This is a genomic window from Flavobacterium sp. AC105 (assembly GCF_979258495.1).
Window position 1 is genome coordinate 4,322,223 of record NZ_OZ409860.1, and the last position, 14,792, is coordinate 4,337,014.

Consider the following 14,792-nt stretch of genomic DNA (forward strand, 5'->3'; position numbering starts at 1 on the left):
ACAACAGTAATTTCTAAGGAAAAATAGTTTTATAAACTTGACAAACTATTAGCTTTACGCACCAAACAAATTTAAACCATGAAAAAAGCGATCATTGTAAGTCTTTTGTTCTTTTTTGTCGTAAAATCTTTTAGTCAAAACAAAAATACTGATCCCAAACTGCAGCTGCAAAAAACCCGATTGATGATCGAAAATATGGGGATTTATGTACATAGCGCAAATCAGGGACTTATTGATATAGACAGTGCCATGGTTTTGGTTTGTAAAGCAAATAAACTTCCTTATACATTAGTGAATGATGAAGGTTATAATGACGGTTCTTATTTTCCCGGAAATGATTTAATTAGTAATGGAAATATTCGTGGTGCCGAAAAATTGCTTTCCAAGTTAGAATTGGCAGATCAAATAAAATTAAGCTTACAATTGGCCAATTTTTACCTTTTTAAACCGGGAACAAAAAAAGCTGATCTTACAAATGCTTTTTTATATATCGCTAAGGCTGAAAAACTTGTAAAGGAAATAAAAATTCAAAAATGGTATTTTCAAGTTAAATTTCTTTTGGCAAAATATTATTATCAGGCGGGAAATAAAGCATTAAGCAAAACTATTTTTGCACAGCTTACAGCAGAAAGCAGAAAAACGAATGATCCTAAAATCATCGCTACGGCAATTGACAATCAGGGTACTTTTATGCCAAATGAAAGTCCTGAAAAAGCAGTTGTTTTAACTGAGGCTATGGATCTTTATAAAAAATCAGGCAATAAAGAAAAAGAAATTGAGACCTTAATGAAAATAATTACGGTTCATTTCTGGACAGGAAATCTTAAACTCGCAAAAGAAGAATGTTTACGCAGTCTGGCTCTTCAGAAAAAAACAGGCTTTAAATATACGCAGTATACCGAAACAACTATTGCCTATATCGAAATTGTAGATGACAATGTGAAAAATGCACTTTATTATGCTTTGCAAAGTATAAATTCTATGGAAAAAACCAAGGATTATGCCTTTGCAGATGGTTTCTACATGCGTTTGGGTAATATTTATAACCGAATGGGTTATTTTGAACAAGCTATTAAATTTTACGAAAAAGGAATTAGTTACAATCAAAAAGAACTGAGTGGCGGCTGGTATAAAAGTTTTTTTAGTGCCGTAGATTCTCTTAGTGAAAAAGGAAAATTTTCTGAAGCTTTACGTTATCTCGAAACGACCTTCAAAAAATATCCGCCTAAAAACGACTTGGACAACATGATTCTTTATGAGATTAAAGCGTATTGTTTAGAGCATTTGGGAAGAATGAAAGAAGCTGAAACTACTTATGAAAAAATGGCTTTTTATGCCCAAAAGCTAAACACTATAGAAACGATAAAAGATGTTGCAACGCATTATTCTTACATGGCATTATTTTACACTAAAATAAATAAAGTGGATAAAGCCAGAGCTATTACCGATAAAATAATTGCGATGACAAAAGAAAATAAACACGGTTTTAATCCTAGCAATCTGGAGCTTTCGTTGTATAAAATTGATTCTATTTCCGGCAATTATTATTCGGCAATTAAACATTCTGCAAATTATAATAAAATTAAGGATTCCATGTTCAATCTTGCTAAGAATAAAGAATTTGAAAATTTGAAATTTAAATATGAAACGGCAAATAAAGAACACAATATCAAATCATTAAAAGAACAGGCAAAACAGCAGGAAAGTAAATTAAATACGTCAAAACTTTTAAATACAATTTCGATCAGTTCGTTATTTTTATTACTTATAATTATTATTTTATTGTACAACAGATCTAAAATTAAGCAACGAAATACGAGCAGATTAGAACTGAAAGAAAGAGAAATCAATCTTAAAAATATCAAACTTCAGAATTTGGTTGAAGAAAAAGAATGGCTTCTGAAGGAAATTCACCATCGGGTAAAAAACAATCTTCAAACCGTAATAAGCCTGCTTAATTCTCAATCAGCTTATTTAAAAGATGATCTGGCTATTTCTACTATCAAAAACAGTCAGAACAGAATACACGCAATGTCGCTGATTCACCAGAAATTATACCTGGGAGAAAAATTGTCTACTATAAATATGCGTGATTATTGTAATGAATTGGTCGAATATTTAAAAGATTCCTTTAATGTAGCCCAGTCTATTCATTTTGAAATACAAATAGATCCAATTGAATTGGACATTTCGCAGGCCATTCAGCTTGGTTTAATCATGAACGAAGTAGTAACGAATTCTATAAAATATGCATTTCAGGAAAAAACAAATTGCATTATCAGTATCTCACTAATTGAAACTACTGAAAATTGCTATATCCTGATTATTTCAGATAACGGAATTGGTATTTCGAACGTCTCAGATCTACAAAACAGCAACTCATTCGGAATGACTTTAATTCAGGGTTTAAGTGATGCATTAGAAGGAGATCTTTCGATAGAAAATGAAAATGGATTGATTGTGAAACTGGCTTTTAAGAAGGAGCTTAAATAATTAATTCTGCTAAGACTTCATGTTTTGCTGGATTAAATCAAGGCACATAGGGTCTCTTTGCCAGTATTTAAAACCTCAACAATTGTTGAGGTTTTTTGTTTTCAATTTCAAATAAAATACTTCATTAAATTCTTCGAGAAGTAAGTATTTATCTTTAAAAAAAACATACATATTTCATAAGAAATAGTTGCTTTAAACATTTATATTTCAACAAAAATACCTCATTAAACAAAATTCATTAATTCGTTATCTTCTATAATTTTAACAAAGATTAAAACACTAATATTGTGTTAAAATATAATAACCTAATTAATGAAAAATAAAGCCCTGCTAACTTCAAATAGCTTTTTAGTTCTTTTCTTTTTTACTTCTTTTAGTATTTTTTCTCAAACTGTTTCGACTTTTTCTCCTAAAATTAATATTCCATCTTCGCCTGAAGCAGCCTTATTAGGCCGTTTTGGTGATATACCTGTAGGATATTATACTGGGACGGCAGATATTTCTATACCTATTTATACTATAAAAGAAGCTGGTATTGAAATTCCAATACAATTAAGATATCACAGTTCTGGAATTAAAGTTGCTGACGATGCAACTTGGGCTGGTTTAGGCTGGGATTTATCTCCTGGCGGAAGCATAATTCAGGAAGTAAGAGGAAAAAGAGATGATATGGACGGGTTTTATTCTTCAACATTACCTCCCAATTATTCTCATCTAAAAAATATTATTGTAAGTCAGGGATATCCTGCAACTTATAGAACTCTAAAACACCGTTGCTATGCTTCTGGAGAATCTGATAATTTAAATCCAATTCCTGGTGGTGTATTCCCTCTTGAAATCAAAAACCTTATAGATCAAGGAGGCGCTCAACCGGATATATACCGTTTTAATTTTGGAAGTCATTCAGGGAGTTTTTATATTAATTATGAAACTAAAGAGATAGTTCAAATAGACAAAAGCGAAGAAATCATGTTTACCAAAACAGCAACTGACATTACTGCAAAAACATCTGATGGTATTGTTTTTTTCTTCGGTGTTATTGAAAAGGCCTTTAATACTGATGTTAGTCCTGATGATGTTAGCAGAGCCGGACAAACTTATAAACTAAGTTCTATTACTCTGACAAACGGAAGCACTATTGACTTTTCATATGTAGACGCCACATCTGCAAATTTAACCTATCAGGAAAGCTATCAAATTACTGAAACTTGTAGCGGAAATAATCAAAGTGTTAAAGGATTAAAAACTAAAGTAATAGAGAATGATATAAAAGTATTATCTAAAATTACAACTAATGACGTTGTTATTGATTTTATACTGGAAGATCGAGACGATATTGTTCCTATTGCTTCACGTCCAAATCCAAAAAGACTTAAAGCTATTGATATCTCTTACAGAAGCTCACCAGTTAAAAAAATAAAAACTTTTGAACTGGGATACAGCTACTTTCCATATGATGAGTCTATGGGAAATCCTTCTATGAGCAGTTCCATAAGTTTTTATAATGACAATAAAGACAGATTAGGAAAACGACTTAAACTGGATACTGTAAAAGAAGTTGGATATGATCAAACTACCGGTACTGCAGACAGAACGAAACCATCTTATAGATTTGAATATGATTTGACCAATACAATGCCTATGAAACTTGGATTTGCAAAAGATTTTTGGGGCTATTTTAATGGTGTAGACAATAAAACATTATTACCAGATTTAAGATATTTTGATTACAATTACCAATTACCTTATTTCCAGCCTACTCTTGCAGCTCCGCAAATATCGTATTCACTTCCTTTTAATTACGCTAATTATCAAGGCATTAACCGATACACAGACAATACAAAAGCAGGTGCTTATATGCTTAAAAAAGTATATTACCCAACCGGAGGTTTTTCTGAATTTGAATATGAAGCAAACTCTTTTAGCAACCAATTTATTCCGGATGCTGTAGAATTAAATAATGCACGCAAAAGAACTGTTTTATTAAACGACAGTAAAGGAGTATATAATGTAAACTATCATAAAGAATTTAAAATAACAAATTCGACTACTATATCTTTTACGAATACTGTCGTTGACGGATATACTCCATTTCCTAATCCAAATGCACCTATTTATGGTTATACTGATTTTAAAAATTCAAGAATAGTTTTTTCTAAAACAAAACAAGGTGTTACTACCTTTATCCAACAATGGAAAGTTACTGACATTTCTGGAAGTCAATTTGGATTGAACCACGGAGCAACATGGTATCAAGACTTTAGACTTGATTATGACCCTGACCCAACTGTTGTTTATGCTGTAGACGTTATTAATGAATTGGTATATAGTGGCGCAGATACTTATAAAATTGCCAGTCTAAAAGCCGATTTCCTTTATTATGATAATACAGGTGTTAATACTTCTATTAGTAATCAGGGAGGAATGAGAGTGAAATCGATAAAAAATTATGCTTCAACCGGTAACATGACTAATCAAAAAAACTTAAAATATTCTGAAGGAAAACTTTTAAGCAAATTTGAACCCTTGTCTGCACAGGAAACATTTTGTGAATTTGCAAAACCTGATGCGGTAACCGGTCAACTTATAACAACAGCCACTATTAATAATGAAATTTCTATTTCATCTGACAATTTGATTAATAGCGAAGGAAATTTAGTTGGATATGGAACTGTTGAAGAAATTGATATTGATAATTACTATCAAACTCTTGGAAAAAAAGTATATCAGTTTTATAACTATGAAAATACAACCAGTAAAAATGCACCAAGCATTCCTAATGCACTTAATGGACTTCCAACTTATGAAAGTGTTTACAACAAAAACAATGATCTTTTGGTACAAAAAACAAATAGTTATCTACAAATAGGTTCTGACCAATATTTTCAGGGTATAATAAATATCAATCAGTTAAGTGGATTAAGCAGTTCTTGTAATGATATATATTACCCAGGAATGACAGATTTTTCATTTGTAGTATATCCTATTGTATCCAGAACTTTTAAATTACAAAATGTAATTACCAAAAATTATTTTAACGGAAATCCTGTAGCTACAAACGAAGCTTATACTTATACTTCCAGATATGATCTAAGAACCAAAACTACTACTAATAGTAATGATGATCAATTATCAAGTACTTATTATTATGCCAACGATTATCCGGATGGCCTTCCTATAGAAACTACAATGGTAACTGCTAATATGACAGCAATTCCTTTAGTAACTGAAAACCGAAAAAATACTGATTTTTTATCAAGACAAAAAACGCAATATGCTAAAGATGTCACTACTAACAATGCAATACTTCCTAAATATATTTTTGCAGGTAAGGGAGTAAGTGTTGTTGATACAGAGAAAAAAGTTACTTATGACAAATACGATTCAAAAGCTAATATTCAGCAGTATACTTTAGAAAATGGCGCTAGTGTAACTATACTTTGGGGTTATAACAAAACATTACCTATTGCAAAAATTGAGAATGCAACCTATGCACAAATTGCAAGTGCTCTTAGCATTACAACGACAGCTCTCGATGCCTACAATGAAACTAATTTAACAGCTATCAATGCTTTACGAAGTAATACAACTCTTGTAAATAGCCCTATTAGTACGTATACCCATCTGCCATTAGTTGGGGTAAATACTATAACAGATCCTAAAGGAGACATGATTACTTATACTTATGATTCACTCGGCAGATTAATAAATGTAAAAGATAAAAACAATAAGATATTATCTGAAAATAAATACCAGTATAAAAACTAATTTGAAATGATGAAAAAATACAATTACTACTTAGTTTTCTTTTTAATAATGTTTTTTGGTCAGATTCAAGCTGGAATTTATCCCAATTACACACAAAGCATTTCTGTACCAAGCTTAAACTATGCAGGCCAAGCCGGCACAGGAGGTGGTACAATCTCAGTCACCAATGATGTTTTAACTATTAATATTTCAGCAGCATGGGCTAATCTAAGCTATTTAAATTACGGCACAACTGTTGCAACCTTAACCATATCTCCAGCTTTACCTAATATGGAATTAGGGCAACTTTCATCTGCCCCAGGTAATCCCCTTGCAAATTTTGCTGCAAAAATTCAAGACAATAAACTGATTTTCTATTTGACAAATTCACCAACACAATGGTACGGATGTTATTTTAGCTATACCAAAAACCTGGCATGCAATATTGATAATACCTGGTATTTAGACGATGATTTAGATGGATTAGGTGATCCTTTAAATTTTCTCACTCACCAATGTTCAAAACCCCCGGGGAATTATGTACTTGACAATACAGACAATTGCCCGATGATTCCGGGTACAAATGCCAATTGTGCCAGTTTAGAACCTGCCTTGCAAAATCAAAACTCAATTAAAAATATTACTTATAAGATAGCTACAGGTGTTAGCCTTGCAAGCCCGACCGTTGCACAGGCTAATCAAAATATAACTTATTTTGACGGACTTGGCAGGCCTGTACAAAAAACAGCCTATCAATCCTCAGCAACTGGGAAAGACATTGTTACACCTATTGTATACGATGGCTTTGGAAGAGAAGCTAAAGAATACCTTCCGTATGCTTCAACACAAAACAATCTAAATTATATAAACCCTCTAACGCTTATCCCTAATTTAGTCACACAATATCAAACCAATTATGGAGCAGCAAACAATAATCCTTTTAGCGAAAAACAGTTAGAAGCTTCACCACTAAGTCGTGTGTTGCAACAAGCAGCTCCCGGAAATGATTGGGCCTTAGCAAATAATCATACCATTAAAATGGATTATCAAACTAATGCTGATACAGACTATGTACAAAATTATATTGCCAATGCTTCTTGGAATGCTACTTTAGGCTTATATGATATTGGATTAACCAAAGCTCCCGGAAATGGTTTTTATAGCAGTAATAAACTTTATAAAACTATTACTTATGACGAAAACACCACTGCATCTCCTCTAGAAGCTAACGGATCAACTGTAGAATTTAAAAATAAGGAAGGTCAGGTTGTACTTAAGAGAACGTATGGCATTGTTGGATCAGGAACTATTAATGAAAAACATGATACCTATTATGTTTATGATTCTTATGGAAATTTAACTTATGTAATTCCTCCAAAAGCAGTAGACCTGATGACTGCAATAAGCTACGCCGAAGCTAATATAACTTCTACAACCGTAACCGCATCGGGAAGTTCGCTAAATATAAAAGCGACCAATTCTATTACTTTATCTAATGGATTCAATGCAAAAAGTGGAAGTACTTTTTCTGCTGTTATTGATAATGGTAATCAAAGTGTGTTAGACAATTTATGCTATCAATACAAATACGATTCTCGTAATCGATTGGTTGAAAAAAAATTACCTGGCAAACAATGGGAATTTATCGTCTATGACAAATTAGACAGACCTGTAGCAAACGGACCAGCTAATTCTCCTTTTAATGATATGACCTCAGTTGGGTGGACTATAACCAAATATGATGCTTTAAATCGTCCTGTGCTTACAGCATGGCTGCCTGTCGCAACAGCCGCAATAACTGCTGCAGATAGAAAAACACTGCAGGATACTCAAAATAGTATTACAACTAATTTTAGTGAAACCAAAACTGCAGCAGCTACAAACACTACTATAAATGGTGTTGCCTTTCGTTATTCTACTGTTGCATGGCCAACTTCTGGATATCATGTGTTAACTCTAAGCTATTTTGATGATTATAATTATCCAAATGCACCTACTGCTTTTCCTGCTATTGAAACGCAAATTGTTTATTATAACAACACTATAAAACCTGCCGGACTTGCTACAGGAAGCTGGACGCGTATTTTAGAAACCAGCACCACTTATAGAAATGAATTAGCCTACACGTTTTACGATGAAAAAGCAAGACCAATTCGTACTTACACACAAAATTTCCTGGGAGGTTATACTTATACAGATAGTAAACTTAACTTATTCTCTGGACAATTACTGTATAGCATTACCAAACACAAAAGATTATCTACAGATACTGAACTTACTACAAAAGAAGTATTTACATACTCTGACCAAGATCGTTTATTGACTCAGACACATCAAATAAATAGTGGCACTATTGAGCCAATAGTGACTAACACATATAATGAATTAGGACAACTTCTAAATAAAGTTGTAGGAAACGTACAAATTGTTGATTATACCTATAACATTAGAGGATGGCTGAAAGGGATAAACGATATTACAACCATAAATACGACTGGTAATACAGACTTATTTGCGTTCCGAGTTAATTACAACGACCCTACAGATTCTACTAAAAAACTGTTTAACGGAAATATTAGCCAAACTTTATGGGCTACAAATAACACTGATAAAACCTTAAAGAATTATATTTATACTTATGATGTGCTTAATCGTTTAAAAAGCGCTACAGACAATACTACCCTATTTAATGAGGATAATATTTTATATGATAAGAATGGTAACATTACCAAATTAAAAAGAAAAGGCCCCATAGTAGATACACCATCTATAACAAATCCTGCTCAATATGGGCTTATGGATGATTTAAATTATACCTATGATAGTGGAAACAGACTGCAGATAGTTTCAGATTTAGGTAATGAAACTATTGGTTTTAAAGATGATGTAACAGGAGCTGGTATTGTGGATACAAGTATTGATTATACTTATGATGCTAATGGAAATATGATTACTGATATCAACAAGGGCATTACTAATATTATTTACAATCATTTAAATCTTCCTACGAAAGTCATTTTACCTACAGGAAATATTGTTTATCTTTACAATGCTGCTGGGCAAAAAGTACAGAAAATAGTAACCACAAACTCACCAGTAAATATTACTACAACTGATTATTTGGGATGTTATCAATATAACAATATTATATTAAAGTTTTTCCCAACGGCAGAAGGTTATGTTGAACCTTCTGGAAGTTCTTATAAATATGTATATCAATATAAAGATCATTTAGGGAATGTTCGCTTGAGTTATGACAAAACACTTGTTATTCAGGAGGAGAATAATTATTATCCTTTTGGATTAAAACATATTGGTTATAATGGAGCTACTCCTTCTACTAACGATGCTTTAAAGTTCAAGTATAACGGAAAAGAATTGCAGGACGAACTGGGGCTTAACATGTATGACTATGGCGCACGTAATTATGACCCTGCACTTGCGCGATGGATGAACATTGACCCATTGGCAGAACAAATGAGGAGATTTAGCCCTTACAATTATGCTTTTGACAATCCTATACGTTTTACAGACCCAGACGGAATGTCACCAAGTGATATAGTTTTAACTTTTCAAAATGATGATGCTAAAAAAGCTTATGAAAGTACAGTGAATAAAGCATTAGGAGATTCTTATAAAATAAATATTAACTCTGACGGAAGAGTAGCAATCGAGTCTACAGGAAATCAAGGTGTAATGACGGAACAACAACAAGCATTTTACAATGAATATAGTGCAGTTGTAGATAGCCCATACATAGTTAGTCAAAAGGTAATGGAAAGAAGTGTTGATACTAATGTAGGAAGTTTTGCTACAGCTAAGGTAGATATGGCAGATGTTAAAGCTTTTGATGACGCTGGGAAAGGTGCAACCACAAGTGCTGGTGCAATTATTCATGAAACTGTAGAACAACATGAGAAAGTAAAAATGGGTCTAAAACAAGGAGAACCTGGTTCGCCTGAACAATTTACTGTTGCTCACAATACAGCATCAACTGCCGAAGATAAGGTTAATGGAAATAGAAGAGTAGCTGATGGCAATGTTTTCATTGAAAAGGATAACACATTGACAAGACAGACCATAAATCCAAATAGTCCTTCTGGTCGAAACACCGTAACTAAACAAAAAAGTAAATAAAATATGAAAAAAAGAATATTAGTAATTTTAATAATATTTTCAATATTAAATTCAAACTGCTCAAGTTCTAAAAAAAATGAGAAGCAAGATTGTATAGAAAACATTGAATTTAGAAATGTTTTTATGTCACATATTTCTAATGTAGAAAATTATACATTGCAAAAAGAGTTCGACAAAAAAAAATTTAATGATGGGATTAAATTTCTATCAAAATATTGTCATATATCACAAGAAGAATTGATGAATTATGCAAATGAATATACTAATTCGATTGTATTTTACAAAGATAAAGACGGTTGGTTAAAGTGGTACGAAGAAAATAAATGCAACAATATTCAATTTAAATAGATACGATTCAACGAAAAGCCATTCCATATTAGGAGTGGCTTTTGCTTTTAAGTAAAGGTCTTAAATTATATTTTTCTGAATAGTTCTGATATTTCAACATTCAAAGCTTTACCAATACGAATAAGCTTGTCGATTCCCATTATTTGTTTCCCTAACATGTATCTCCTTAATGCTTCAATATCCAAATCTGAATCATGGGCCACATGTCGTACTTTAAGATTTTTTTCTTTTATAATCTCTTTTATATTATCTCCAACAATCTTAACGGATTCAGGTACTTCAGTTTTTCTCATTTCTATCTTATTAAAAGATGAAAATTATAAGTAAGTAGCCGTAAAAACAGGAATCTATATATCCAGTCAAATAAGTCTGTTTTTTATTTATATTTGCTAAGTAATGCAAAAAGAAAATCGAACAAACAGAATTTTAATTCAATGAAAAAAATAATCTTACTAGGAATCCTAATTACTTTCACCCGCTCTACGAAGAGTTCCTTATGAAATGCTGTGCGAACGTCTCCTGACTTCGCACCCGCAGAGAATAATCCACAGAGAATAAAATTAAGCCTCGCCCAGAAATGGCGAGGTTTTTTTGTGCTCAGAGCTTGGTAATATTAATTATGGTTTTAAAGATGATGTAACAGGAGCAGATGTTGTCGATACTAGTACTTATTATACCTATGATGTTAACGGAAATATGCTTACTGATGTCAATAAAGGGATTACGAATATCACTTACAATCAATTAAATCTGCCAGCAAAAATTGTTTTGTTTACAGGAAATATTGTATATATTTACAATACAGCTGGACAAAAAGTACAGAAAATAGTAACCACAAACTCACCAGTAAATATTACTACAACTGATTATTTGGGAGCTTATCAATATAACAATATTATATTAAAGTTTTTCCCAACAGCAGAAGGGTTATGTTGAACCTTCTGGAAGTTCTTATAAATATGTATATCAATATAAAGATCATTTAGGGAATGTTCGCTTGAGTTATGACAAAACACTTGTTATTCAGGAAGAGAATAATTATTACCCTTTTGGTTTAAAACATATTGGTTATAATGGAGCTACTCCTTCTACTAACGATGCTTTAAAGTATAAATTCAATGGGAAAGAACTGCAAGACGAGTTAGGGCTTAACTTCTATGACTATGGAGCAAGAAATTACGACCCTGCACTCGGTAGATGGATGAATATTGACCCGTTAGCAGAAGTTTCAAGACGATGGTCTCCTTATACGTATGCTTACAATAACCCTGTTTTACTTATAGATGTTGACGGTCTTTATGTAGACACATCTTGGATTTATCGAAAAAATAAAGATGGTAACTATGTAAATAAAAAAATAGTAGAAGCTTTTGAGGCTTTTGCTAAATCAAAAGAGGGAATTAGTTTTCTGGCTGATTTTGTAGAAAAAGGTCAAATAATTGCGGGACATGAATATTCTGAAAGTGGTAAATTCGATAAGAAAGATATTGATTTAAATTATGCAGATGCAAAAAGTGAAGATAGTACAGGTGATGCTTATACCAGTCAAGAAACCAAAGGTAAAAAAGGGGTTCAAATTACTATTCATTTATATGGAACAGCAAAAGATGTTCCTAGTTTGATTGATGATATTGGACATGAAGCTTTTCTTCATGCAGAACCAATAGCTAAAGATTTTTATGATGATAAGAAATTCAACTTATCTTCAGTTGACAAAAAAATTGTAAAGCAGTTGGAAGATGAAAATTATCCAAAAAAATGGAGGGAAAATGCTGCTCATCATATGCAAGATATGAAATATAACATTCTTGACAAAAAGGTAGTCCCAATATTGAGAAATTATTATAATAGCAAAAACATAAAAAAGACAGATGCACAAATTAGAAAAGAAAGAGGAAGAGGATATTAAAAATAAATCTGGATACATAAAATCAATTAACAAATTTTTCATGTTGTTATTAATTTATTTGCTTACTATTAATTGTACAAGTACATTAAAAAATAATGAAGAAGATTTTTATGCAATTGATTTAAGTGTTGAATACAAGAGTGAAATTAATACCTTTCAGATAGGGAAAGATGGCAAGGCTTTGGTATTAATAAGAAAATTCAATGAAAAGGATAAATACTATAATGTTGTTTTTAATGAAAAAGAAATGGCTCATATTCAAAAAATATTAATTGAAATGGATTATTCAAAATGTGATACAATAAATAGGACAATATATGATGGTACACAATATATCTTCCTTATTAGTAAAGATAGTATAAATAGAGAAATAATAAGCGGTACTTGTGAACAATTAAAAACTAGTGGTAAGTTAGTAAAATTCATTACTGAAGCTTACCGAGAAAAAAAGAAAACTGAATTTTTTAAAAGCTTAAGAATAATTATTCCACCAGATTTACCAAAGTGATGCACGGTAATTAATCAGATGTGTTGATGATTAATTATTGCATAAAACATTTACAGAAAATCAGAGATTTATAGTAATATCCCAACAAGGGACTTGTTAAAAAGCCCGCTCTGCAAAGAGTGTCCCTTATTAAAAGCTTGTGCAAATGTCTCTGACCCCCGCTCTGCGAAGAGTTCCTTATGAAAAGCTGTGCGAACGTCTCCTGACTTCGCACCCGCAGAGATAATCCACAGAGAATAAAATTAAGCCTCGCCCAGAAATGGCGAGGTTTTTTTGTGCTCAGATCTTGGTAATATTAATTATGGTTTTAAAGATGATGTAACAGGAGCTGGTATTGTGGATACAAGTATTGATTATACTTATGATTCTGATGGAAATATGATTACTGATATCAACAAGGGCATTACTAATATTATTTACAATCATTTAAATCTACCAACCAAAGTAATTCTATCTACAGGAAATATTGTTTATCTTTACAATGCTGCTGGGCAAAAAGTACAGAAAATAGTAACCACAAACTCACCCGTAAATATTACTACAACTGATTATTTGGGAGGTTATCAATATAACAATATTATATTAAAGTTTTTCCCAACAGCAGAAGGTTATGTTGAACCTTCTGGAAGTTCTTATAAATATGTATATCAATATAAAGATCATTTAGGGAATGTTCGCTTGAGTTATGACAAAACACTTGTTATACAAGAGGAAAACAACTATTATCCTTTTGGATTAAAACATATTGGTTATAATGGAGCTACTCCTTCTACTAACGATGCTTTAAAGTACAAGTACAATGGAAAAGAACTGCAGGACGAACTGGGGCTTAATATGTACGACTATGGAGCACGTAATTATGACCCTGCTTTAGGTCGTTGGATGAACATTGACCCGCTGGCTGAAGTTTCCAGAAGATGGTCTCCTTATGTATATTGTTATGATAATCCAGTTAGGTTTGTTGACCCAGATGGAATGTTAGCATCAGACCCAGGGGACTTATATAATTTAAAAGGTGAACATGTCGGAAATGACGGAGTTAAAGATAATACAGTCTATTTAGTGCATACAAACAGTAGTCAACAATTAACCCAAACTGAGTCAAAGCATTTGGTGGCTGGAACTTTAGCCCCAGGATTATCTCCAGGTCCTAAAGTTGAGCAAAAAGAGATTTCAAACGATGAACTTAATTTGAGAGCATCGCTTTCAACTTTGAAACAAACGGAAGCAGGAAGTGCAAATGCACCATTAGATTATAATAGTTGGAATATGGGTGACAATTTTACAGAAAAATCATTTTCGGAAAAACCGAGCGATTATTCTAAACATCCTGGTATGAATACTGAAGGTGGTGGTGGTTCTGCCGCTGGAGCTTATCAAGCTTTGGAAAGATTTTATAAGGGAAGTGATTTTAGCCCTAAAAGTCAGGATGCTTCTGCAGTTAATAATATGACATCATCTAGTTTTGCAGCAGCAAAATCTGGAAGTGGAGCAGACTTTAAAACAACTACTGAAGGTAGATGGACTTCACTGAAACATTTTACAGCAGGAGGAGTTCAACAGTTAATAAACAATTATAGAGCACAAGAATTGAAAGGAAGTTCAACTATAGCAACTCCAGTAGGAGAACTATTAAAAACAAGACGTTAA

At 32.2% G+C, this 14,792-nt stretch carries 9 protein-coding genes; 8 read left to right on the plus strand and 1 reads right to left on the minus strand.

Annotated elements, in window-relative coordinates; all coding sequences use genetic code 11:
* The first annotated feature begins 78 nt into the window (after positions 1 to 78).
* From ACZ0AH_RS17920 to ACZ0AH_RS17935, 4 genes are all read left to right on the plus strand, one after another.
* Entirely contained in the window at positions 79 to 2,493 is a 2,415-nt protein-coding gene (locus ACZ0AH_RS17920) for a histidine kinase dimerization/phosphoacceptor domain -containing protein (protein ID WP_463477150.1), read from the plus strand.
* Between the two features lie 312 nt (positions 2,494 to 2,805).
* A complete protein-coding gene (locus ACZ0AH_RS17925; RefSeq protein ID WP_463477151.1) occupies positions 2,806 to 6,261 on the plus strand; it encodes a hypothetical protein in 3,456 nt (1,151 codons plus the stop codon).
* Between the two features lie 6 nt (positions 6,262 to 6,267).
* Complete coding sequence (locus tag ACZ0AH_RS17930) at positions 6,268 to 10,377, plus strand: DUF6443 domain-containing protein (protein ID WP_463477152.1); 4,110 nt, start codon at positions 6,268 to 6,270, stop codon at positions 10,375 to 10,377.
* 3 nt (positions 10,378 to 10,380) lie between these two features.
* Entirely contained in the window at positions 10,381 to 10,725 is a 345-nt protein-coding gene (locus tag ACZ0AH_RS17935; RefSeq protein WP_463477153.1) for a hypothetical protein, read from the plus strand.
* Positions 10,726 to 10,790: 65 nt separating this feature from the next.
* Here the strand turns inward: ACZ0AH_RS17935 and ACZ0AH_RS17940 are convergent, their stop codons facing one another.
* The gene (locus tag ACZ0AH_RS17940) at positions 10,791 to 11,018 is read right to left on the minus strand and encodes a helix-turn-helix domain-containing protein (protein WP_463477154.1); all 228 of its coding nucleotides are present in this window, start codon (positions 11,016 to 11,018) and stop codon (positions 10,791 to 10,793) included.
* Between the two features lie 298 nt (positions 11,019 to 11,316).
* Between ACZ0AH_RS17940 and ACZ0AH_RS17945 the strand changes: the two genes are divergently transcribed.
* From ACZ0AH_RS17945 to ACZ0AH_RS17960, 4 genes are all read left to right on the plus strand, one after another.
* Positions 11,317 to 11,661, plus strand: a complete 345-nt coding sequence (locus tag ACZ0AH_RS17945; protein ID WP_463477155.1) for a hypothetical protein — start codon at positions 11,317 to 11,319, stop codon at positions 11,659 to 11,661.
* Between the two features lie 61 nt (positions 11,662 to 11,722).
* Positions 11,723 to 12,634 carry an RHS repeat domain-containing protein gene (locus tag ACZ0AH_RS17950; protein WP_463477156.1) on the plus strand — a complete coding sequence of 304 codons (912 nt, stop codon included), beginning with the start codon at positions 11,723 to 11,725 and terminating at the stop codon, positions 12,632 to 12,634.
* On the plus strand, positions 12,597 to 13,142 hold the full coding sequence (locus tag ACZ0AH_RS17955; RefSeq protein WP_463477157.1) for a hypothetical protein: 546 nt from the start codon (positions 12,597 to 12,599) through the stop codon (positions 13,140 to 13,142). The genes ACZ0AH_RS17950 and ACZ0AH_RS17955 overlap by 38 nt, the downstream gene beginning before the upstream one ends.
* Positions 13,143 to 13,415: 273 nt before the next feature.
* Complete coding sequence (locus tag ACZ0AH_RS17960) at positions 13,416 to 14,792, plus strand: RHS repeat-associated core domain-containing protein (protein ID WP_463477158.1); 1,377 nt, start codon at positions 13,416 to 13,418, stop codon at positions 14,790 to 14,792.